Below are 22,656 nucleotides of genomic sequence, written 5' to 3'. Positions count from 1 at the left end.
ATGATCTGGTCAACGGCCCCGCACGGACGGGCCCCTGACAACCCGGAGACGCCACCCATGCCCCCGACCGAGCCGCCGACCACTCCCCCCGCCGAGGCCAAGCAGGCCGTGCGCGACCGCGTCCACGCCCACCGGGCCGAGCTGCTCGCACTCAGCCGCCGCATCCACGCCCACCCCGAGACCGCCTTCGAGGAGCACCTCGCGGCCGCCTGGTGCGCCGAACTGCTGCGCACACACGGCTACTCGGTCACCGCACCCGCCCACGGCCTGGCCACCGCGTTCGACGCGCGCCTCGGCAGCGGACCGGTCACCGTCGCGCTGGTCTGCGAGTACGATGCACTGCCCGAACTCGGCCACGCCTGCGGGCACAACCTGATCGCCGCCGCCGGGATCGGCGCCGCAATCGGGCTCGCCCCGCACGCGGACCGGCTCGGGCTCACCGTCCGGGTGATCGGCGCCCCCGCCGAGGAACGCGGGGCCGGCAAGGCGCTGCTGCTGGAGGCCGGGGCGTTCGACGGGGTGGACGCCGCGATGATGGTCCACCCCTGCCCCGTCGAGATCGCCGACTTCCGCTCCTTCGCGCTCGGCACGCTGTCCGTCCGCTACACCGGGCGCGCCGCCCACCCGAGCCTCGACCCCCACCGGGGGCGCAACGCCGCCGACGCGCTCACCGTCGCCCAGGTCGCCATCGGGCTGCTGCGCCAGCAACTCCCGCCGCAGTGGCGGGTGCACGGCATCACCACGGCGGCCGGGACGGCGCCGAACCTGATCCCGGACAGCGCGAGCGCCGAGTACGAGATCCGGGCCTCGGCGGCGGAGGACCTCGCCGAGCTGCGCTCCCGGGTCGAGGACTGCTTCCGCGCCGGGGCGCTCGCCACCGGCTGCGAGGTGGAACTGACCCGGCCCGAACCGGACTACCTGGACATGCGCTCCGACGCCCGGTTGCTGGCACTGTGGCGGGCCAACGCGGCGGCGCTCGGCCGGCCGGAACCGGTCGAGAGCGGACCCTTCGCCTGTACGGACATGGGGAACGTGTCGCACGCGGTGCCGTCCATCCATCCGGTGCTGGACATCACCGGCGGCGCGTGCGCCCCGCACGAGGCGGCCTTCGCCGAGGCGGCGCTGGGCATGGAGGCGGAGCGGGCGGTGCTGGACGGCGCGGTGGCGATGGCGTGGACGGCGGTGGACCTGGCAGTCGGCCTGGCGGTGGACCCGGCGGCGCGTCCGGCGACCGAGGCCGCGGCGGGCGGGGTGCGCTGACCGACGGGGTGCGCTGACCGACGGGGGACGGCCGACAGCTTTCAGCGAACAGATGATGAAATCTGTCATCTGAACTCTGTTCGCTGAAAGTTGTTACCCGAAGTCCGTCGACTGCCGCACGCCGTAGCGCCCGGCCGCACGCCCTCACCCGCCTAGCAGCACCCCCGGCGCCACCCGCACCGCCGTCACGCCCAGCTTCCGCACCAGCTCCCCGACCTCGCCCTCCAGCCACGGGTCGGCCAGCACCACGGCGGCACCCGTCCGCAGCGGCCACAGGTACTCCCAGAGCGGCAGGCCCAGGTGGAGCACCCGGTCGCCCGGCCCGAGCGGGTGCTCGGCCTGGAGCTCGCGCACCCGGCGGTCCGCCTCGGCGTGGGTGAGCCGCACGGCGGTCGGGCGCCCGCCCGGGCCGTACCCGACGCAGAGCAGGTGGTGCGGGGTCAGCGCCCTGGGCGGGTCGGTGGGCAGCTCGCCGTCCGTCTCCAGCCCGGCCAACGCCCCCGGCACCCCCTCCCCCAGCACGCAGACCGGCGCGTTCTCCGCCAGCAGCCGCTCCCGCCGCCCGGGCGTGTCCGCCGGGTCCAGCGGGAGGTACGCCGCGCCCGACTTCGCCACCGCCAGCAGCGCCGTCAGCAGCTCCGCCGGACGCCGGAGGCCCGCCAGGCCGACCACCGCGCCCGGGCGGGCCCCGCGGGCGGCCAGGGCGCGCGCCAGCCGGTTGGCCGCGGCGTTCAACTCCCGGTAGCTGACGGTCTCCCCGTCCGCGAGCACCAGCGCCGGCGCGTCCGGCGTCCGGGCCGCCTGCGCCTCGACCGGACCCACCGCGGTGGTCGCCGGGTACCGCACCGTACGCCGGGGCAGTGCGGGCAGCTCCGGCGCCGCCGACAGCAGCGCCTCGCGCGGCCCCGCCGCCGACAGCACCGCCGCCGCCGTCTCCGGCACCATCACCTCCGGCACCATCACGCCGCGCCCAGCAGTTCGGCCCAGGCCTCGATCGCCGGGCGCTCCGCGAGCTGGACGAATGCCACCTCGGCGCCCGCCTCCTGCCAGCGCCCGGCCAGGGTCATCAGCCGGATGGAGTCCAGCCCCCAGTCGACCAGGTTCTCGTCCAGCGGGATCTCCGCCGGGTCCTCGCCGAGCAGGTCGGCGACCTCGGCCCGGATCCGCTCCACCGTGAAGCCCCCGCCCGTCACTTCCCGCTCACCCCTTCGAGTTCCGCAACAACCGCGACACCAGCGACGCCCGTGACGCCCGTGACGCCCTGGACACCCTGGACACCTGAAACGCCCTGGACATCCGAAACGCCCGGAGCGGCCGGAGCGAGCGCCCCGAGCACGGCCTTCGCCGTGGTGACCGTCCCGCAGCGCCCGGCCACCCAGGCCAGCGCGCCGCGGTGCTCCTCCGGGCCGAAGTCGGCGACCGCGTCGGCCACCACGAAGGCCTGCACGTCCCGCATCCAGGCGTCGCACGCGGTGGCCTGCACGCCGATGTGCGCGTACACGCCGGTGATCACCAGCTGGTCCCGCCCCTGCTCGCGCAGCAGCTGCTCCAACTCGGTGCGCACGAAGGCGCTGTACTTCCACTTGGTGAGCACCGTGTCCACCGGTTCCGGGGCCACGGCCTCGGCGATCGCGGTGGCCCGCGGGTCGTCCGGGATGCCCGGGCCCCAGAAGTCCTGCTGCAGCCCGCGCTCGGCCGGGCTCTGCCCGCCGAGCTGCGCCGAGTACACGACGGGGACGCCGGCGGCGCGCGCCGCACCGGCCAACTCCGAGACGTTGTCCCGGAGTTCGGGAACCGGCTCGGCCTCGGCGTCGAAGGCGTCCAGGAAGTGGTTCTGCAGGTCGTGCACCAGCAGCACGGCGCGCGCCGGGTCCACCGTCCAGGAGACCCGGTTGGCGGGCAGTTCCTCGGCGGCGGGCATGGGATAGCGGGGAATGCGGGGCAGGCCCACGGTGGTGTTCCTTAGCTAGACGTGGCGGTGTGGGGCGGTCGGCGGGCGGTCGGCAGCCGATCCGCGGGCGGTCAGCGGCCGGTCAGCGAAGCCGCGATCGCGGCGCGCAGGTCCTTCTTGCTGACCTTCCCGATCCCGGTGGCCGGGAAGGCGGCGACGAACTCGACCCGGTCCGGCACCTTGTACTCGGCGAGCCCGCGTTGCCGCACGAACCTCTTCAACTCGACGCTCTTCGGCGGGTTTTCGCGGTGCCCGGCACGCAGCACCACGTAGGCGCAGGTGCGCTCGCCCAGGTACGGGTCGGGCATCGACACCACCGCCGCGTCGTGCACCGCGGGGTGCGCGAGCAGGTGGTTCTCGATCTCCTCGGCGGCGACCTTCTCGCCGCCCCGGTTGATCTGGTCCTTGGCCCGGCCCTCGACCACCAGGTGGCCGGTCGGGGTGCGCCGGACCAGGTCCCCGGTGCGGTAGAACCCGTCCGCAGTGAAGGAGCCGGCGTTGTGCTCGGGCGCGTTCCAGTAGCCGCGGATGGTGTAAGGCCCGCGGGTGAGCAGGTGGCCGGTGGCGCCGTCGGGCAGGTCCCGGTCCTGGTCGTCCACCACCCGGACCTCGTCGTCCGGCGAGATCGGCCGGCCCTGGGTGGTGGTGATCAGCTCCTCCGGGTCGTCCAAGCGGGTGTAGTTGACCAGTCCCTCGGCCATCCCGAACACCTGCTGGAGCGTGCAGCCCAGCACCGGCCGCACCCTCCGGGCGGCCTCCTCGCTGAACTTGGCGCCGCCGACCAGCAGTACCTCCAAACTCTCGTACCCGCGGGCGCCGCGCTCGGCGGCGTCCAGCCAGAGCAGTGCGAGCGGCGGCACCAGCCCGGTGATGGTCACGCTCTCGCGCTCGATCAGCGGGAAGGCCGTCTCCGGGGCGGGCTGCGGGCAGAGCACCACGCGGCCGCCGGCGTACAGCGTGCCGAGCGAACCCGGTGAGCTGAGCGGGAAGTTGTGCGCGGCGGGCAGCACGCACAGGTACACGCTGTCCCGGTCCTGCCCGCAGAGCTCGACCGACCCGCGCAGCGAGTAGATGTAGTCGTCGTGGGTGCGCGGGATCAGCTTCGGCACGCCGGTGCTGCCGCCGGAGAGCTGGAGGAAGGCGACGTCGCCGGGCCCGGGCTCCCCGCCGAAGGCCTCCGGTCCGGGACCGTCGCAGGGCACGTCCGCGAGCCGGACGTGCTCGCCCGGGTCCTCGCCGGCCACCAGTACCAGCCGCAGCGCGGGGTTCTCCGCCTGTACCCGGGTGGCGAGTTCGCGGTAGTCGTGACCGCCTTCGACGGCCGGCACCACATAGGCGACCGCCCCGGTGAAGGAGCAGAAGTACCCGATCTCGGCGTACCGGTGGGCGGGCAGCGCGAAGACCGGCAGCGCGCCGATCCGGAACAGCGCGAAGACGACCTCGAAGAACTCGGCGGCGTTGGGCAGTTGGACCACCACCCGGTCGCCGGCCCGGATGCCTCGGGCGAGCAGCCCGGCGGCCATCCGGTCGGACCGGAGGTCGAGTTCGGCGTACGTCCAGCGCCGCTCGGCGGCCGCCACCGAGTGACCGCCCGGGTCGACGACGGCGGTCCGCCCGCCGTGCGCGGCGGCGCGTTCGCGCAGCATCCGCCCGAAGGTCTCGCCGCGCCAGTACCCGGCGTCCCGGTAGCGCTCGGCGAACTCGGCGGGGTACGGGGTGAAGCCTGCCCGTGCGGTCTCCAGCGGCGTCACCGGGCCACCCCCGCGGCGTCCAGGAAGGTGCGGAACTTGGCGCTGGTCTCGGCGAGTTCGGCCTCCGGCCGGGACTGCTCGACCACGCCCGCGCCGGCGTACACCCGCAGCGTCCGCTCCTGCGCCTCGGCGCAGCGGATGGTGACCACCCACTCGCCGTCGCCGGTCGCGTCCTCCCAGCCGACCATGCCGGTGTAGAGGCCGCGGTCGAAGGGCTCGACCTCGCCGATCACCCGGCGTGCGACGTCGGTCGGCGTGCCGCAGACCGCCGGGGTGGGGTGCAGTGCGCAGGCCAGTTCCAGGGCGGAGACCGCGGGGTCGGCCAGCTCGCCGCGGATCGTGGTGGCCAGGTGCCACATCGCGGCCGTCCGTACCAGGGTGGGCCGTTCGGGCACTTCGAGGGTGCGGCAGTACGGCCCCAGCGCCTCGCTGATGGCGTCCACCACGACAGCGTGCTCGTACAGGTCCTTGGGCGACTCCAGCAGCGCGGCGGCGCGCCTGACGTCCTCACCGAGGTCCTCGCTGCGCGGGACCGAGCCGGCCAGCGGGTTGGCCAGCACGGCCGTTCCCCGCCGGGAGAGCAGGAGTTCGGGGCTGGCGCCGATCAGGGTGCGGCCGCCGCCGGACGGGACGGCGAAAGTGTAACCGCCCGGGTCGCGCCGGGCCAGCCGCTGCAGGATGGCGGGCAGGTCGAGCGGCTCGGCGGCGCTCAGCTCCAGCGTCCGGGCCAGGACCACCTTGCTCAACTCCCCGCCGCGCAGCCGCTCGACGGCCGCCGCGACACCGGCGCCGTACGCCTCCGGCGCGGGCACCGGGGCGATCCGCCAGTCGATCCGCTCGGCCGCCGGCGCGGGCAGCGCGATCAGCGGGTCGTCGCGCAGCGCCCCGGCGGTGCGGACCCGGGCGGGCACGGCGAGTTCGACCCGGCTGTCCCGGTCGAACGCCACCGCGCCGACCACCAGCGGCCGTTCGACCCCGTCCCGGCCCGCCCCGGCCAGCGTCTCGGCGACCCGCACCGGCAGCGGCCGCCCGTCCTGGGGCACCCGGGCGTGCACGCCGGAGCCGAGCAGGGTGCGGGTCGGCGAGGCGAAGAACGCCTCGTCGGAGCCGGCCCGGTACTGGCCGAGCAGTCCGCTGGCCGCGCCGATGACGGCGTGGTCCGGGCCCTCGGCGAGGGCGGTCGCCGGGGCGTCGGGCCCGGCGGGTATCGGCCCGGCAGGGGCGTGGTGCACCGTGGTCACGGCGGTCTCTCCAGTCTGGGACGGTTCTACGGGGGACGAGGAGGAACGGGAAGGCGGGAGCGGGGGGCGGGGAGGAGCGGGAGCGCGGGCGAGGAGGAGCGGGAGCGCGGGCGAGGAGGAGGGACGGGCGGGGCTCCGATCGGCACCGCCCAGCCCCAATCAGGCACGCAGGGTCGCGCCGCCGTCGACGTACAGGTCGTGCATGGTGATGTGCCGCGCCCGCTCGGAGGCCAGGAACACCACCGCCTCCGCGATGTCGGCGGGGGCGGCGATCCGCCCGAGCGGGATGCCGACCCGCCAGGCGCCCGGGTCGCCCTCGATCACCCGGCGCTCGGCCGCCTCGGCGTCCTCGCCCCACAGCGCGCGCTGCATCTCGGTGTCGGTCGAACCGGGCGACACCACGTTGCACCGCACCCCGGACCGGGCGAGTTCCAGCCCCAGGCAGCGGGTGAACATGGTGGCCGCCGCCTTGGACGCCGCGTAGGCGGCCATCCCGGCCCGCGGCACCCCGGCGGCGTTGGACCCGACGGTCACGATCGCCCCGCGCCCGCGGTCCGCCATCCGACGGCCGACGGCCCGACCGGTGTGGAAGACGCCGGTGGCGTTGACGGCGAAGGTGTCCGCCCAGTCCCCGTCGGAGAGTTCGACCACCGGTGCGGTGCGCAGGATCCCCGCGACGTTCACCAGCGTGCCGATCGGCCCGAGTTGGCGTTCGATCAACTCCACGGCGCCGTCCACGGCCTGGGCGTCGGACACGTCGAGCACGTACGGACGCACGGTCGGCAGCTCGGCCACCAGGGCGTCGAGCCCCCCACGGTTGCGGTCCACCGCCGCGACGACGGCTCCCTCGGCCACCAGCGCCCGCACCACGGCCGCGCCGATGCCCTGCCCGGCCCCGGTGACCATCGCGACGGCACCGGCGAATTCGGACTGTTGCTGCACAGGACATCCCCTCCGACCAGCAAGATTAGGCAAGCCTAACCTAACACAGCTGTTCGTCTGCATCGAGAGCCTGTGCGAACGTCAACTCGCTCCCGCCGGTCCCGCGGCGGCCATTCCGCACCGCGAACGCGCCCCCGAACACGAGAAAGCCGCCCGCCCCCGGACCGGGGCGGACGGCCTCTGCGTCTGCGTCTGCGGCTGCGGCCTCGATGTCCCGCGGCCTCGATGTCTCGCAGCCTCGGCGTCTGCGGCAGTGGCGCCGGTCGTGCCCGTGGTGCCGGTGGACGTGGTGGCAGTGTCCGGCGGGTCCCTACGGCAGGCGGCTCGCGAAGATCAGGTCGAAGCCGTCACAGCCCTCACCGTCGAGGTGTTCCGCGCGGCGCGGGCCTGCGCGCAGGGCGACGCGCCGGGAGGCGAGGTTCTCCGGGCGGACACGGGCGATCAGGGGTTGTGGACGCAGGTGGCCGGGTCCCGGTGGACGGCGAGGACGGCGTCGATGTCGCCCTCGGCGGGGCGCAGCAGGGAGAGCCGTTCGGTCGTCAGTTCCTCGTGCCCGACCAGCGCGGGCTAACGCGGGACGGCGGGGGTGGTGGCTGCCTTCGCGGGACCCGAAGGGGCCTTCGCCGGAGCGGCGGGGGTCGTCGCCGGAGCGGTGGGGGCCGTCGAGCCGGCAGCCGGGGCGCCGGGGCCGGCCGGGGCCGGGGAGAGGCCGGTGCAGCCGCGCAGGCCGTCGCGGCGCTTGAGGGCGGCCTCGGCGGTGGCGCCGCTGACCGGCTCCGGGATGCCCTTGTCGTCGATGGTGGCCGGGGTGAAGGCCTCGCCGGTCACCTTGCCGTCGGCGGTGAGGGTGAGGGTGGTGACGCCGGTCTCGTTGGAGTTGGGGTAGTTGGAGGTGCCGTACCAGAGGAAGTTGCCGAAGCCGTAGCCGATGTAGGTGTTGCCGAGCATGCCCGAGCCGACCATGGTGTGCGCGTGGGTACCGACCACGGCCGTGGCGCCCGCGCCGGCGAGCTTCTTGGCGATGGTGGTCTGCGGACCGGTCGGACAGGCCTTGCCCTCGTCGCCCCAGTGCAGGTAGACGAGCACCACCGGAGCCTGCTGCTTGGCCGTCTCCACCGCCTTGACCAGCGCCGGCACGTCCAGGGCCGAGGCGATGCCCGGCTTGTTGGCACCGGCCCGCCACTTCTGGTTGGTGAGGTCCTCGACCTGGCTGGCGGCGACCACCGCGACCTTCACCCCGCGCACGGTGGTGACGTACGGGGCGTACGCCTCCTTGGCGTTGCGTCCGAAGCCGACCACCGGGATCGGCGAGGAGTCCTTGGCGGCGAGGGTGTCGGTGAGGCCGTCGGCGCCGAAGTCCACGGCGTGGTTGTTGGCCATCGAGACGACGTCGACGCCCGAGTCCTTGAGCACCGACAGCGCCTTGGGCGAGGTGCGGAAGGTGTACGTCTTCGGCTCCGGGGCGCCGCGCCCGGTGATCGCGGTCTCCAGGTTGAGGACGGACAGGTCGGCGTCGGCGAGGGTGCGGGAGATCGGGCCGAGCGCGGGCTCGGGCGGCTGGACGGACAGCCGGGCCTCGGTGCGGCCCTCGAAGTGGACGTCCCCGGCGAACGCGACGGTGATGGTGCCGTCGGGCCGGGGCGGGGCACTCTTGCCCGGGGCCGTGCCGGTGGGCGAGCCGCCCGGCGCCGAGGACGGCGGGACGGGGGCGGCGGAGGCCGGGGCCGGTTCGGGGTCGTCCGGCCCGCAGGCGGCGACGGCGGTTATTCCGACGAGCAGCGCGACGGCGGCCGCGACACGGCGCATGAGTGGATCCCCCCGAGGATGATGCAAGAGCGGTCAGCCTACGCCACCGAATCACCACCATCCGGACCCGAGCCCGCAACATTCCGGCCACAAGGGACACCCCCGGGCCGGGGTGGGCATCGACGGCCGGACATCGACCGGCGGACACCGCCGGCCGCGCATCGACGGCCCGGCATGACCGGCCCGGCATCGAGGGCCCGGCATCGAGGGCCCGGCATCGAGGGCCCGGCATCGACGGCCGGTCGCCGGACGGACCCCTGGCCCGACCGTCCCAATGGCCCCGGCCGACCCGGCCACCGTGTCCCTGGCGCGGAGGCGGGCGGGGCGCGCAGCGTGGTGTGCAGGGAGCGAGTCCCGCGCCGAAGGCCGGGAGGTGTGGCGTGATGGGCAGCAATCAGATCTCCGCCGTGGGCGGCAGTCCCCCGTCCCTCACCCGGGAGCACCGGATCGTGGTCGGGATCGACGGCTCCGGGCCGTCGAAGGCGGCCCTGCGCTGGGCGGTCGGCCAGGCCGTGCTGACCGGCGCGGCGGTGCACGCGGTGGCGGCCTGGGAGTATCCCTCGCTGTACGGGTGGTTCGCGCCGATGGTGGACGACGGCTTCGAGCGGACCGCCCGCCGCACGCTGAGCGCCGAGATCAACGAGATCCTCGGCCCGGACCGCTCGGTGGAGGTCCGGGAGAGTCTGGTGCTCGGCCACGCCGCCGAGGTACTGCTGGAGGCGGCGGAGGGGGCCGACCTGCTGGTGCTGGGCAGCCGGGGCCGGGGCACCTTCGCCCGGACGCTGCTCGGCTCGGTGTCCACCCGCTGCGCCGTGCACGGCGCCTGCCCGGTGGTGATCGTCCGCGCCGACGGGACGGTGGCCGCCCCGTCGGCGGCCGCGGCCGGCGGCGAGGGCGTCGAGCAGTCGGCCCCCGGCGCCGTGCGCACCAAGGACTGGCAGCTCAGCCTGCACGTGGTCGAGGACGAGGACACCACCCGGGTGCACGCCGTGCTGAACGCCGACGGCGACGTGCTGCACAGTGACGCCCGTTCCCGCCGCAACCCGCGCGACGCCCCGGCCCCCGCCGTCGGCGACGAGTTCGCGGTCGGCCGCGCCCTGGTGGACCTCGGCCACCAACTGCTGCGCTCCGGTGTCCACGGCGCCACCGGGCCCACCGAGGAGTGAACCGCCGCCCGCGGGCGACCGCCGGGCCGCGGCATGCGCATCGCCCCGTCGGGTACGCCATGCTGAATCACCGCTGGACCGCCGCTGGACAATCGCTGAACCGCCGTACCGCCCCTCCCGCGACCCGACCGGAAGAGCCGCACCCCGCCATGGACACCACCCCGGCCCCCGAACCCCCGGCCCCCGAACCCCCGGCCGCCGAACCCCCGAACCCCGAGGCCGCGATCCCCGAGGCCGTGGCCTCCGGGGCCATGCCCTCCGGGACCGAGGCGTCCGGGACCGCGACCTCCCAGTGCGCCCCGCCCGGCGAAGCCCCCGCACCGGACTTCACCCCCGTCGAGCGCGCCCGGGGCCGCGCGCTGCGCCGCGCCCAGCTGCCGTGGGCACTGGGCGGACGGCTGGCGGGCCTGGCGCTGACCCTGCTGCTCGGCCTCACCCCGGCCGGTGCCGCCCTGGTGACCGCCGTCGGCGGGTGGTTCGGCGGCTCCCGGACGGCCGGGGTACTGGCCGGCGCGGCGGCCCTGGTGGTGCTCGGCCAGGCGCTGCAACTGCCGTTCGGCGCCGGGGCGCGGACCGTCCGGGCCCGGTACGGGCTGGTGACCCAGGGCTGGGCCGGCTGGGCGCTGGACGCCGTACGCGGCCTCGCGCTCACCCTCGTCCTCGTCCTCCCGCTCGCGCTGGGCCTGTTCGCGCTGACCGCCTGGTCGCCGCAGCGCTGGTGGCTGCCGGCGGCGGGCGTGGCGGCGCTGCTGACGGCCGCGCTCTCCTTCCTCCATCCGCTGCTGATCGAGCCGGTGTTCAACCGCTTCTCCCCGATGCCCCCCGGGGAGCTGCGCACCGCGCTGCTCGCACTGGCCGAGCGGGACGACGTCCGGGTGCGGGACGTCCTGGTCGCGGACGCCTCCCGTCGCACCACCGCGCTCAACGCGTACGTCTCCGGGTTCGGGGCGACCCGCCGGATCGTCGCGTACGACACGCTGCTGACCACCGCGGAGCCGCGCGAGGTGGAGCTGGTGGTCGCGCACGAGCTGGGCCACGTCAAGCACCGGGACGTGCCGGTCGGCACCGCACTGGGCGCGGTCGGCGCGGCCGTCGCGGTGGCCGTCCTCGGCCTGCTCGCCACGTGGCCGCCGCTGCTGGACGCGGCCGGGGCAACGGACGCGGCGGACCCCCGGGCGCTGCCGCTGCTGGCGGCGCTCGCGGCGCTGCTGGGCGCGCTGTCGGGGCCACTGCAGTGCGCGGTGAGCCGCCGGATCGAGGCCAGGGCGGACCGGCACGCACTCGAACTGACCGGGGACGTCGAGCAGTTCGTGGCCATGCAGCGCAGACTGGCCGTGGCGAACGTCTCGGATGTCGACCCGCCGAGGGTGCTTGAGCTACTGTTCGCCACTCACCCGAGTGCGACCAGGCGGATCGCCGCCGCCCGCGCCTGGCGGGCCGCACCGGAGCAGCGAGCGCCGGGGCGGCGGGCAGCGGGGCGGCGGGCGGCAGGGCGATGAGCGCCGGAGCGGCGAGCACCGGAGCAGCGTGCGATCCCGGGCAAATCCGTTGTATAGTGCAACAAATATCGAGGAGATAGGAACGCCGTGCCCGGCCGCCAGTCGTCCATCGAGACCATCCAGCGCGAGCTGACCGCCTTCGCCCGCCGCGCCCGGCACAAGGCCTCCCAGCTGCACCCCGACCTCTCCCTGGTCACCTACAGCATCCTCGACCTGATCACCGAGCGCGGCGGCTGCCGGGCCGCCGACGTGGCCGCGCACTTCATGCTCGACAAGTCCACCGTCAGCCGCCAGGTCACCGCCCTGGAGAAGCTCGGCCTGCTGGCCCGCGAGACCGATCCGGACGACCAGCGCGGCCAGATCCTGCGCGCCACCGAGGCCGGCCTCACCCTGCTGCGGGACGCCAACGAGCAGCGCCGGCTCTCCTTCACCGCGCGCTTCACCGACTGGTCCGACGAGGACGTCGCCCGCTTCGCCGACTACCTGGCCCGGTACGGCCAGGAGGGCTGACCTGGGGGAGTCACCCGGAACACCGGCCGGAGGGGCCGGTCGAAGGGGCCGGCCGAAGGGGCCGGCCGAGCCCTTCCGGGTGCGCTCCGCCGCCTCCACGGTGTACAGAGGAGGAGTGCCCCTCCGGCAGCGTCCCGATGCGCCGCACCGCTCGAACGCGACGCATCCCCCCGACCGCCGCCGCGCCTGGCTGCCCGACCGCCGGGTGCTGACGGCGCTCACCCTCGCGCTGATCGTGCTGATCGCCGTGGTCGACATCCTCTCCCCGCCGGACATCCACCTCGGCCCGCTGCTGATCGTCGCCCCCGCCCTCACCGCCTCCTTCGCCGGACCCCGGGCCACCGCCGCGGTCGCCGCACTCGCGTTCGCCGCGCTGACCGTCATCGGCGCCGTCCGCGACAGCCTGACCAGCGCGAACATCGAGACCCAGCTGAGCGCGCAGCTGATCGTCTCGGTGCTGATCGTCGGCCTGCGGGTGCTGCGAGAGCGGCACGAGCGCGAGCTGGCCCGGGTGCGCTCGGTGTCCGAGGCCGCTCAGCGGGTGCTGCTGCGCCCGCTGCCGGAACGGATCGGACCGCTGCACCTGGCCTCCGTCTACCTGGCCGCCGAGGCCGAGGCACAGGTCGGCGGCGACCTGTACGCGGCCGCCCGCACCGCCACCGGCACCCGGCTGCTGGTCGGCGACGTCCGCGGCAAGGGACTGTCCTCGCTCGGCGACGCGGCCCTGCTGCTCGGCGCCTTCCGCGCCGCCGCCCACCTGCACGCCGAACTGCCCGATCTGGCGGCCTACCTGGACGGCAGCGTCAGCTGGGACCTCGCCCAACTCGCCGAACAGTCCCGACGGGACCGCCGCGACCGGCGTGAGCGGCAGGGCCTGCAAGCGTTGTCCGCCCTGCCCCTCCCCTCGCCCGAGGAGCCCCCCGAGGAGAGCGGCGAAGCCGGAGAATCCTTCATCACCGCCGTCCTGCTCGACATCCCCGACGACGGTTCCCCGGTCCGCCTGATCGACTGCGGCCACCCGCCCCCACTGCTGCTGCGGGCCGGCGGCATCACCACCCTCGCCGCGCACCACCCCTCCCCGCCGCTGGGCCTCGGCGAACTCGCGCCGGCGCGGTACGAGGCGGAGACCTTCCCGTTCCGGCCCGGCGACCGGCTGCTCATCTACACCGACGGCGTGATCGAGGCCCGCGACGCCCAGCGGCGTTTCTACCCGCTCACCGAACGTGTCACCGCCTGGCACTCCGAGCGCCCCACCGCCCTGCTCCAGAGCCTGCGCCGCGATCTGCTCGCGCACGTCGGCGGCAGGCTGGACGACGACGCGGCCATGGTGGTGGTCGAGCGGCTGCCGTGAGGGCGGGCGACCGACCACGACAAGTAACGGATGACGGATAACAGATGACAGATTTCGAAATCTGTCATCTGTTATCCGTCATCCGAAAGCTGTTCCCTGAAAGCTGTCAGCTGAAGTCCGTCGGCTGCCGGCTGTCGGCTGTCGGCTGTCGGCTGTCGGCTGTCGATCGGACCCTGCGCTACGGCTTGTACGGCAACTGCGGCACGTCGAAGCAGTTCGCGGTCATCGACGGCACCTGGGTGACCCAGCCGCCCTGCCCGCCCTGGGCCGAGTCCTGCCAACGAGCGGCGTTCAGGCACGCCCGCGTCGGCCCAGTGGGAGGCGGCTGTGGGACGAAGGAGGCGGGCAGAATCAAGCCGTGCGCGTCGTAGGGCTCGGCGCGGTTCATGAACGCCTCGACGCAGGAGCGCGTCGGCGCGGCGCCGCAGGAGTCCAGCGCGTCGGTCAGCCACTGCGCGCCCGCCCAGCCCTCCAGCTCCCAGGCGGACAGCAGGGCGGCCCGGTCCGGGTGGTAGCGGGCCATCGCGGTCCGGAAGTCGTGGACCGCCGGGTACTGCTCGTCCTCGTAGTTCAGGCTCGACGAGGTCGCCCACAGCGCGTTGCGGCAGTCCGGCGAGGAGGCGTAGTCGGTGCGCACCGTCTCCGACCAGTTCTGCACGTTGGTGACCTTCGCCGCCACCGTCACCCCGGCCTCGTCCAGCGCCCGGCACAGCGCCGCGTTGCCCCGGGAGTCCATCGCGTCGAACAGCAGCTGCGAGCCGTCGGCGTGCACCGCCGCGGCCACCGCCTGGAAGTTCGGCAGCGCGAAGTCCACCGTCTGGAGCAGCACCCGGTACCCCTCGGCCTCCAGCCCGGCCTTCAGCTGTCCGGCGTAACGTGTCGAGTCGGCCTGGTTGTAGGCGACCACGGCGGCGCTGGTCGCGCCCAGTCGCTGTTTGAAGAACCGGAAGACCTCGGTGCTCTGGTAGAGCGTGCCGTTCCAGCCGACCGACCGCCCGTCGCGCGGGGCGGCGCTGCCGTAGATCCCGTAGAGGTGCGGCCAGCGGTCGTACTCCGTGCCGATCGGCTGGCCGCCGACGTCCGGTACCGCCTTGCCGCTCACATACGGGGCGCCCGCGTAGTCGAGGACGCTGCCGCTGACGAAGGCGAAGACGTGTTCCCGGTCGATCAGCCGGTGCACGCAGTCCTGGTTGCCGACCCCGCTGCCGCCGTCGTCGCAGGTCACCAGCCGGACGGTGCGCCCGTGCAGGCCGCCGCGGTCGTTGAGGGCCTGGAAGAAGGCCTGGGCGCCGTAGCGCGGACCGCTGAACACCTCGCTGCCGACCGGGCTGGTGAGCGAGGTGACCAGCCCGATCCTGATCTCCGTGGCGGTGACGCCGGTGTCGGAGGCGGGGTTGCCGCTCCCGGCCGCGCCGGTGGCTCCGGTGGCTCCGGTGGCTCCGGCAGGGGACGCGAGGGTCGGGCGGGTCGTGAAGGCCTCGGCCGGCAGCCGGGTGCCGCAGCCGGTGAGCAGCGCCGCGAGCAGGGCGACGAGCAGCGCGGCGAGGGGCAGCAGGAGGACCGCGAAGCGGCCAGTGAGGGCGCCGCGGGAACGGTCCGGGCGGACCGTCCCCGGGACATGGCCGGGCCACCGGCGCGGGAGCGCGTCGTCGGCCCGGCGGCGCGGCGGGGCGGTCGGCCGCATCCGGTCAGCTGCAGCCGGGGATCGGGGTGGCCGTGGGCCCGCCGGCCTGGACGAGCAGACCGCACAGGGTCGAGCGGGACACCTTCCAGGTGCCGTTGTCGAGGACGGACTGGCCGGTCGCGCTCGGCTCCACCACGTTGCCCTGCAGCGAGAGCGCATAGGTGACGGTCGCGTCGCTCGCGTCGGTGAACGCGACGTCGGCGACCTTCGCCTGCACCTGGCCGACCCTCGGGTCCTGGGCGAAGCCCTGGAGCGCCGGGAGCAGTTCGTCGCCGCCCTGGAGCAGCTGGGCCTTGTCGGCGATCGGGGTGTCGGGGTCGAAGAACTTCTCCCAGTTGGTGGTGATCTCCCCCTTCGCGGCGGCCGGGTCGGCGGGGGCCGTGCCGGTGGCGGTGGCCGTCGCGGGGGCGGACTCGGTGGCGGTCGCCGTGACGGTGGCACCCGTCGCCGCCGGGGAGGTGGCCGCGGAGCCGGACGTGCCGTCGCTGCCGCACGCCGCCGCCGTACCCGCGAGCAGCAGGACGAGCAGGACGCTCGCCGCCCGCCGGGCCCGGCCGCCGTCCTCGGGGGTGCCGCTTCGCGTCACGTGCATGGTGGTCTTCCCTCTCGACTGCGCCGCCCGGGCCCCGCTCTCCGTGTCCCGGATGCTGTTCCAGGCCGATCCTGGAAACGTCTCAAGTGACACCATGAAGGCGGATCCATGGATGAATCACAATCCGACGGAGAAATCACCCGTAACGCCCCGGAGGGTTCGCCCGTCCGGCGCGGCGGCCGCCCGCTGCGCGCCGTCCGGCACGGGTTCCTCCGGGACGGGTTCCGTCGGACTCGGCCGCTGCGGACCGCCCGGGAGTGGGCGGGCTGGCTGCTCGCCGCGGCCGGCGCCGTGCTGTGCGTGCTCGGCTGGTACGGGACCTCCGGTGAGCGCTTCGTCGAGCAGCAGGTCCCCTACCTGGCCTCGTCCACCATCCCCGGCGCGGCACTGATCGTGTCCGGGACCCTCCTGGTCGCACTGCGACCGCCGTCCCCGCCGGAGCGCACGGATCTGACCGACCGACGGGTGGAGCGGCTGTACGACCTGCTGGTCGAACCGGACGCCGGGCCCGCTCCACCGGACCCGGCCGACCGTTCCGGACAGGCCGACCGTTCGGGGCAGGCCAACGAGGCCGGCGAGGCCGATGTCACCGATGACGCCCGGTGGCTGGCCGTCCCCGAGGGCACCCGCTACCACCGGCCGGACTGCCCGCTGGTCACCGGCAAGGACCTGGCCGCACCGGTGGACGCGAACGCCGTCCGGGCCCGGGGCCTGACGCCCTGCCCGCTCTGCTCGCCGTCCGCCGCCGGGCCGGGCCCCACCCGTCCGGGCGAATCCGCCCCGCCGGACGGCTGACCGCCCATGAGCCCGTCGCCCCTCGACGCCGTCACCACCGTCACCGCCCTCGCCTACTCCTCCGGCTCGTTCGACCTCACCGTCGACCTCGCCCTCGCCGGACTCACCGTCGGCGCCGCCGCCGCGCTCAGCGGCATCGGCCTGGTCGTCTGCCACCGCGCCACCGGCGTGCTCAACATCGCTCAGGGCGCCCAGGCCATGGCCATCGCCTACCTGCTGCGCGACCTCGTCGTGGTGCGGCACTGGCCGGTCTGGCCCGCCGTCGCCTGCTGCCTGCTGGTCGTGGCCCCCGCACTCGGGGTACTGCTCGACCTCCTGGTCTACCGCCCGCTGCAGCGGCGCGGCGCCGGCCCGGCCGAGACCATGGTGGCCGGGATCGGCGTGTTCGTGCTGCTCATCGGCCTGGCCGTCCTGTTGTGGGGCCCGGCGCCACTGGCCGGCGCGCCCTCCGCGCTCGGCGGCGCCCCGATCCGGCTTCCCGGCGGGCACAGCCTGCGGCCGGACACCGTCGCCCAGCTCGCCGCCATCCTCGTCCTCGGCCTCGCCGTGCTCGCCGCCACCCGATGGACCGGCCTCGGCCTCCGGCTGCGCGCCGTCGTCGACGACCGCCGCCTCGCCGCCCTCACCGGGGTCGACGCCGACCGGGTCTCCGCCGCCGGCTGGGCCTTCGGCACCTTCACCGCCGGGCTGGTCGGCATCGCCCTCGCGCCGTACCTGCTGCTCGACCCGTACGGGCTGCCGCTGCTGGTGATGGAGACCATGGCCGTCGCGGTCGCCGCCCGGCTGCGCAGCATCCCGGTCGCGATCGCCACCGGGCTCGGGCTCGGCATCGCCCAGGCCGAGCTCACCCGGCTGCGGCCGTCCGGACAGCTGCTGCCGCTGGTCCAGGCCATGCAATCCAACCTGTTCGTGATCGCGCTGCTCGCCACCGCCCTGCTCGCCGGACCGGGCATCACCGGCGAACGGACCGGAGCCGGGACGGCGCCGCCGGCCGCTCACCGTACGAAGAACGCGGGCGGGGGCGCGGGCGCGGGCGGGGCCCGTGACGGAGGCCGTGGCAGTAACAGGGGCAGGGGCAGTGGCGGAGGCGGTGGACGGCTGGCGGGCGCCGTCTGCCTGGTGCTGCTCCTGCTGCCGCTCGGCTTCCGGGGCAATGACCTGCGCAACGCCCTGCTCGTGCCCGCGCTCGCGCTCGTCCTGCTGTCCATCGTCGTGGTCACCGGCTACGGCGGGCAGATCTCGCTCGGCCAGGCCGGCTACGCGGGCCTCGGCGCCCTCGGCACCGCACTGCTGATGTCCGGCCGGGTCCCCGGCCTTCCGCCCCTGCCCGCCGTGCCGGCGCTGCTGCTCGCCGTCCTCGTCACCGCCCCGCTCGGGCTGCTCGTCGGGTGGCCCGCGATCCGCCGACGCGGACTCGCCCTCGCCCTGGTCACCTTCGCGGTGGGGACGGCGATGAGCCGGTTCGTCTTCGAGCAGCCGTACGCCACCACCGGGCTCGTGCTCGACCGCCCCGCCTTCCTGGCCGGGGACCGCGTCTTCTACCTCGCCGAGCTCCTCCTCCTCGGCCTCGGCCTGCTCACCGTCCGCACCCTGCACCGGGGCCGCCTCGGCCGGGCACTGACCGCCATGCGGGACCACGAACCGGGCGCGGTCGCGGCCGGCGTGGACGTCCCTGGCCTCAAGCTCCTCGCCTTCGTCGCGGGCGCCGCGCTGGCGGCTCTCGGCGGCGGACTGATGGGTCTCGCCGGACGCGCCTTCGACCCCACCGCCTTCGACCCGGTGCGCGGCCTCCTCTGGTTCGCCGCCGTCATGGTCGCCGGCGCCGACAGCGCCCTCGCCGCCGTCCTCGCCGCCGCCCTCCTGATCGGCCTCGACGCCGGCACCGTCGCCGGAGTCTCCGCCGTCGCCGTCGGCGTCCTCGCCGCCACGATCGGCCGCCTCCCCGGCGGACTCGCCGCCCTCCCCCTCCCCGGCCGCCGCCCGCCCCCGACGGCCCCTCTCCCCGCGTCCTGCCTCACCCCGACCGGCCGCCGACTACGGGCCCTCATCGCACGGGACGGACGACGATGACCCCCGACTCCCCCACCACGCAGGCCGTCGGGCGACCCGGCGGAACCTTCGGGGGCCCCGGCCGCGAGGAGGACCACCGAGCCGCCGGGCCGGGTGGCAGATGGGCAGTTCGGCGGGCGGGCGCACGGCCGGCCGGGACGGCTCCCGCACAGCACACCGGGACGGCGAGGACCGGCAAGCCCCTCGGCCACGGACAGCTGTTGTCGCAGGGCCCGCAGAAGGAAGGGACGGCTGTCGCCGTCGGACCACGGCAGGCAGTGCCCGACGGGCCAGGGCACGCACGCTCCGGAACAGCGGCGCGGCGGCGGCGAGCTGCGGCGGGCCCACTCAGCCCCATGTGGTTGCCGCCGACCCCACGGCGGATCACCGCGCGAGGCGGGACGGCCGTGATCGCCAGGTCCCCCCTGCGCCCAACCCGACTGCGTCCAACCCGTCAGGCGGTACCGCAGGGCCGTCAGAGCCACCCGGCGAAGCCACCTGCGAGTCACAGCCACGAGCGACCCGTGACTCGCGGAACTCACGGGACTCACGGGCCGGGCGGTGTCCAGCGGATGCGAGCGATGGGCACCGCAGCGAGGGCGGTCCCGCGGTTCTCCGCTCACCCGCTGCTCACCCGCTGCTCACCGCAACGGACAGTGCAGCGCACGGGCCGATCGCGGGCAGGGGGCCGGCCGCACGGGCGCATCGTCATCCGCAAGTGCAACGCGAACGCGAACGCGCACGGCGCAGATCACCGCACCGGAGGAACTGCCATGACCACCCCGCCCCCCAACGGCAGGCCGCTCCGCAGCGCACGGGGCACGACCATGAGCGCCACTCCCCCCACCGCCCGACTCACCGCCCGACTCACCGCGCGGGGCATCGTGCGGCGGTACGGGGGGATCGAGGCGGTGGGCGGGGTGGACCTGGTGGCGCGGGCGGGGCGGATCACCGCGTTGATCGGGCCCAACGGGGCGGGGAAGAGCACGTTGTTCGACTGTCTGGCCGGGACGGTGCGGCCCGACGGCGGACGGGTGCTGCTCGGCGGGCGGGACGTCACCGGGCTTCCCGCGCACCGGCGGGTGCGGCTGGGGCTCGGGCGAACCTTCCAGCAGATCGCCGTCTTTCCGACCCTCTCGGTGGCCGACAACGTCCGAGTGGGCGCCGAGCAGTACGCCCGACGGGTGGACGCCCGGACGGCCACCGAGCGTTCGGCTAGCGCGCTGCGGTTGTTCGGCTTGCAGGAGATCGCCGCCGAACCGGCCGGTTGGCAGCCCACGGGGGTGTTGCGCCTGGTGGAGCTGGCACGGGCGTTGGCGGGCGAGCCCCGGGTGCTGCTGCTGGACGAACCGGCGGCGGGCCTCGACGCCGCGCAGACGGCCCGCCTGGTGTCCGTCCTGCGCGGCCTCGCCGAGCGCGGCATGGCGCTGCTGCTGGTCGAGCACGACGCCGAACTGGTCGCCGAACTCGCCGATGCCGTCTACGCCATGGCGCAGGGCCGGGTGGTCGCCGCCGGACCGGCCGCGGCCGTCCTGGCCGATCCCCGGGTCACCCGGGCGTGGGGAGCCGCCACATGATGCCGAACCGCCCGACCTCCGAGGTGGGTTGATGCCCGTCGAAGCCGCCCTTCGTGCCGCCCGGGTCCGCTACGGCCCGCTGGAGGCGCTGCACGGTGTCGACCTGGACTTCCCGTCCGCCGCCGTCACGGTCCTGCTCGGCCGCAACGGGGCCGGGCGGACCAGCGCACTGCACGCCCTGGCCGGGGTGGTGCCGCTGGCCGGCGGGCGGGCGCTCTGGCGGGGCCGGGACATCGGCGGGCTGTCGGTGTACCAGCGGGTGCGGCGGGGTCTGGCCGTGGTCCCGGCCGTTCGCGGGGTGTTCGGTTCGCTGACCGTGGCCGAGAACCTGCTCCTGGGCGGGCCGGGGCGCGCCGAGGTGCTGGAGCTGTTCCCGGAGCTGATCGCTCTGCTGGGCCGCCGGGCCGGCGTCCTGTCGGGTGGCGAACAGCAACTCGTCGCTGTCGGGCGGGCCTTGGCGGCTCGGCCCGCTCTGCTCCTGCTGGACGAGCCGGAGCGCGGCCTGGCCCCGGCCGTCGCCGCGCGGCTGCACGCCCACCTGCTGGCCGGCGCCGCCGACGGCCGTACGGTCGTGCTCGCCGCGCAGTCGCTGCCGCACACCCTGGCCGGGGCCGCGGTGGTGCACGTACTGCACCGGGGCGAGGTGGTGTTCTCCGGCGAGCCCGGGGAGATCCTCCCGGGCGGCCTCCTCCCGCCCGGTCCGGACGAGGCCCGGTTTCCGCGCCGGTGACCGACTGCCCACTATCCGACAGGAAGCAAGGCGACCAGCCCTGTTGAATTACTTTCTCATGACTTTCGGATGACCTTTCCCTTCCAAACCGGTCGTTACGATGGCCGCACCCATGTCGATCGGGATCGACATAGCCGGGTAGGGGGACCTGACCGTGAACCACATCCACGTCCAGACACATGCGTTGCGACAGTCGGCGAACGGCCTCACGGAGGCCGCCAAGACCTTCGGCCCCGTCGGGCACTGGCTCGACAACAACCACACGGCCGCCGACGCGATGTCGGCCTGGGAATCCGGTCCGGCGCTGAAGGACTGCGCCGACGCCTGGCAGGCCCACGTGAAGTCGGTCGTCGATCAACTCCATCTGTACTCCTCACAGTTGCACGAGTCGGCGCAGTCCTACGACCAGGCCGACCAGGAGTACGCCCGCCGCCTCGACGCCGCACTCGGTGACCTCGGGGGCACGGAACCGGGGCAGCAGCCGTGACGATGACCATCGCGGCGCTCAAGGCCGCCAACAGCATCGACGTCGATGCCGCCGCCGGCTCCTGGCTCGCCCTGTCCAAACAGGCGTGGCAGGCCGTCAACGACATCCATGCCAACGGCGTCGACCCGCTCAAGGAGAACTGGAAGGACAAGGTCGGCGAGGCCGCCGGCCGCAAGCTCCAGGAGCAGGCCCAGATCCTGGAGGCCGGCGCGGACATCATGCGCGGCGTCGTCATGATCCTCGACGGGCTGAGCGCCGGCATCACCCGGGCCAAGCTCACCCTGAACTCCGCCCTGGACATGGCCCAGCAGTACGGCCTCACCGTCGACGAGACCACCGCCACCGTCCAGGGCAGCGGCGGCGCGGCGGCCTCTAACGACAACGCCGTCCAGGAGGTGGACGCGATGCTCCAGGAGGCGCTGCGCGAGGCCGCCCAGGCCGACAAGCTGGCCTCCGCCGAACTGCGCAAGCTCGCCGCCGCGACCTGCGAGACCGACCCGCGCAAGGCGCTGGACCAGCTCCAGCGCGAAGCCTCGCAGACCGAACTGTCCATGTACACCGGGGGCATCCCCAGCGGGCAGGACCCCCGGCTGGTCGCCGACTGGTGGAAGGCGCTGACCGACAACCAGCACAAGCAGCTGATGCTCTCCGACCCCGTGACCCTCGCCAACCTCCCGGGCATCCCCGACGACGTGAAGGTGGGCCTGCGCGGCGGGCCCAACGCCAAGTACGACCGGGTGAAGACGGTGCAGTGGGCGCTGGAGCACTGGAACGACACCACCATCGACGTCTTCGACGACAACTGCACCAACTTCGCCTCCGAGGCGCTGCGCCAGGGCGGCGTGCACGCCAAGTGGGACCAGTGGTGGGGCTGGCGCGGGGACGACACCTGGGGACGCAGCGACGACGCGGGCGGCGACTGGCTCGACCAGCGGCTCGACTATTCGAAGAGCTGGGCCGGGGCGCAGAACATGCACGACTTCATGCTGCGCCACGGCGGTCAGGAGGTCCCGCCGGGCGAAGTGAAGCCCGGGGACATCGTCTACTACGAGGAGGACTCCGACCAGGACTCCCAGGACAAGAAGGGCGTCGTCCACCACACCGCGGTGGTGACGGCGGTGACCCCGGACGGGGACATCCGCTACACCCAGCACAGCGGCGGCCAGCAGAACGCGAGCATGGGCGGCCGGATCGACAGCTTCCAGGAGCAGCGCGGGCACCAGAAGCTGCACTTCGTCCGCGTGAATCCGGACTGGTACTAGGCG

General features: G+C 74.7%; 19 protein-coding genes and 1 pseudogene. 11 read left to right on the top strand and 9 right to left on the bottom strand.

Going from position 1 to position 22,656, the window contains the following annotated elements; genetic code table 11:
- Positions 1-57 precede the first annotated feature (57 nt).
- A complete protein-coding gene (locus tag ACFVUY_RS04640; protein ID WP_387727315.1) occupies positions 58-1,260 on the top strand; it encodes a M20 family metallopeptidase in 1,203 nt (400 codons plus the stop codon).
- A 144-nt stretch (positions 1,261-1,404) separates the two neighbouring features.
- Here the strand turns inward: ACFVUY_RS04640 and ACFVUY_RS04635 are convergent, their stop codons facing one another.
- The 7 genes and pseudogenes from ACFVUY_RS04635 to ACFVUY_RS04605 form a co-directional block, all read right to left on the bottom strand.
- Positions 1,405-2,205: an AMP-binding protein gene (locus tag ACFVUY_RS04635; RefSeq protein WP_387727313.1), complete on the bottom strand. Its 801-nt coding sequence runs from the start codon at positions 2,203-2,205 to the stop codon at positions 1,405-1,407.
- 14 nt (positions 2,206-2,219) lie between these two features.
- A complete protein-coding gene (locus ACFVUY_RS04630; RefSeq protein ID WP_387727311.1) occupies positions 2,220-2,453 on the bottom strand; it encodes a phosphopantetheine-binding protein in 234 nt (77 codons plus the stop codon).
- Positions 2,454-2,593: 140 nt separating this feature from the next.
- Positions 2,594-3,211 (bottom strand): annotated as a pseudogene (locus ACFVUY_RS04625) (isochorismatase family protein); the annotation flags it as partial.
- A gap of 71 nt (positions 3,212-3,282) precedes the next feature.
- Positions 3,283-4,962, bottom strand: coding sequence for a (2,3-dihydroxybenzoyl)adenylate synthase (locus ACFVUY_RS04620; protein ID WP_387727309.1), 1,680 nt, complete (start codon positions 4,960-4,962; stop codon positions 3,283-3,285).
- Positions 4,959-6,170 (bottom strand): isochorismate synthase DhbC, encoded by a 1,212-nt coding sequence (gene dhbC, locus ACFVUY_RS04615; protein ID WP_387727787.1) that lies wholly within the window; start codon positions 6,168-6,170, stop codon positions 4,959-4,961. Before dhbC ends, ACFVUY_RS04620 begins: the two co-directional genes overlap by 4 nt.
- 192 nt (positions 6,171-6,362) lie before the next feature.
- Positions 6,363-7,109 carry a 2,3-dihydro-2,3-dihydroxybenzoate dehydrogenase gene (locus ACFVUY_RS04610; RefSeq protein ID WP_387694520.1) on the bottom strand — a complete coding sequence of 249 codons (747 nt, stop codon included), beginning with the start codon at positions 7,107-7,109 and terminating at the stop codon, positions 6,363-6,365.
- Between the two features lie 603 nt (positions 7,110-7,712).
- Entirely contained in the window at positions 7,713-8,951 is a 1,239-nt protein-coding gene (locus ACFVUY_RS04605; RefSeq protein ID WP_387727307.1) for a CapA family protein, read from the bottom strand.
- 383 nt (positions 8,952-9,334) lie between these two features.
- Here ACFVUY_RS04605 and ACFVUY_RS04600 point away from each other — a divergent pair, with 383 nt between their 5' ends.
- From ACFVUY_RS04600 to ACFVUY_RS04585, 4 genes are all read left to right on the top strand, one after another.
- Positions 9,335-10,117: a universal stress protein gene (locus ACFVUY_RS04600; RefSeq protein ID WP_387727305.1), complete on the top strand. Its 783-nt coding sequence runs from the start codon at positions 9,335-9,337 to the stop codon at positions 10,115-10,117.
- Between the two features lie 149 nt (positions 10,118-10,266).
- Positions 10,267-11,616, top strand: a complete 1,350-nt coding sequence (locus ACFVUY_RS04595; protein ID WP_387727303.1) for a M48 family metalloprotease — start codon at positions 10,267-10,269, stop codon at positions 11,614-11,616.
- A gap of 87 nt (positions 11,617-11,703) precedes the next feature.
- Entirely contained in the window at positions 11,704-12,126 is a 423-nt protein-coding gene (locus ACFVUY_RS04590; protein ID WP_359904334.1) for a MarR family transcriptional regulator, read from the top strand.
- Between the two features lie 190 nt (positions 12,127-12,316).
- Positions 12,317-13,477: a PP2C family protein-serine/threonine phosphatase gene (locus ACFVUY_RS04585; RefSeq protein WP_387694519.1), complete on the top strand. Its 1,161-nt coding sequence runs from the start codon at positions 12,317-12,319 to the stop codon at positions 13,475-13,477.
- Positions 13,478-13,655: 178 nt separating this feature from the next.
- Here the strand turns inward: ACFVUY_RS04585 and ACFVUY_RS04580 are convergent, their stop codons facing one another.
- Positions 13,656-15,161: an ABC transporter substrate-binding protein gene (locus ACFVUY_RS04580; protein ID WP_387727301.1), complete on the bottom strand. Its 1,506-nt coding sequence runs from the start codon at positions 15,159-15,161 to the stop codon at positions 13,656-13,658.
- 4 nt (positions 15,162-15,165) lie between these two features.
- On the bottom strand, positions 15,166-15,753 hold the full coding sequence (locus ACFVUY_RS04575; protein ID WP_387727299.1) for a hypothetical protein: 588 nt from the start codon (positions 15,751-15,753) through the stop codon (positions 15,166-15,168).
- A gap of 108 nt (positions 15,754-15,861) precedes the next feature.
- Between ACFVUY_RS04575 and ACFVUY_RS04570 the strand changes: the two genes are divergently transcribed.
- The 6 genes from ACFVUY_RS04570 (at position 15,862) to ACFVUY_RS04545 (ending at position 22,653) form a co-directional block, all read left to right on the top strand.
- Positions 15,862-16,548, top strand: coding sequence for a hypothetical protein (locus tag ACFVUY_RS04570; RefSeq protein ID WP_387727297.1), 687 nt, complete (start codon positions 15,862-15,864; stop codon positions 16,546-16,548).
- Between the two features lie 6 nt (positions 16,549-16,554).
- Complete coding sequence (locus ACFVUY_RS04565; protein WP_387727296.1) at positions 16,555-18,618, top strand: ABC transporter permease; 2,064 nt, start codon at positions 16,555-16,557, stop codon at positions 18,616-18,618.
- Positions 18,619-19,370: 752 nt separating this feature from the next.
- Complete coding sequence (locus ACFVUY_RS04560; RefSeq protein ID WP_387727294.1) at positions 19,371-20,174, top strand: ABC transporter ATP-binding protein; 804 nt, start codon at positions 19,371-19,373, stop codon at positions 20,172-20,174.
- Between the two features lie 31 nt (positions 20,175-20,205).
- A complete protein-coding gene (locus tag ACFVUY_RS04555; RefSeq protein ID WP_387727292.1) occupies positions 20,206-20,904 on the top strand; it encodes an ATP-binding cassette domain-containing protein in 699 nt (232 codons plus the stop codon).
- A 154-nt stretch (positions 20,905-21,058) separates the two neighbouring features.
- A complete protein-coding gene (locus tag ACFVUY_RS04550; RefSeq protein ID WP_387727290.1) occupies positions 21,059-21,391 on the top strand; it encodes a type VII secretion target in 333 nt (110 codons plus the stop codon).
- Positions 21,392-21,393: 2 nt separating this feature from the next.
- Positions 21,394-22,653 carry an amidase domain-containing protein gene (locus tag ACFVUY_RS04545; RefSeq protein ID WP_387727785.1) on the top strand — a complete coding sequence of 420 codons (1,260 nt, stop codon included), beginning with the start codon at positions 21,394-21,396 and terminating at the stop codon, positions 22,651-22,653.
- Positions 22,654-22,656 lie beyond the last annotated feature (3 nt).

This window comes from Kitasatospora sp. NPDC058063 (assembly GCF_042885395.1).
GTDB classification, from domain to species: domain Bacteria; phylum Actinomycetota; class Actinomycetes; order Streptomycetales; family Streptomycetaceae; genus Kitasatospora; species Kitasatospora lactacystinica.
Note: the sequence above shows the minus strand (reverse complement) of the source record. Positions and strands in the feature narration are given on the sequence as shown.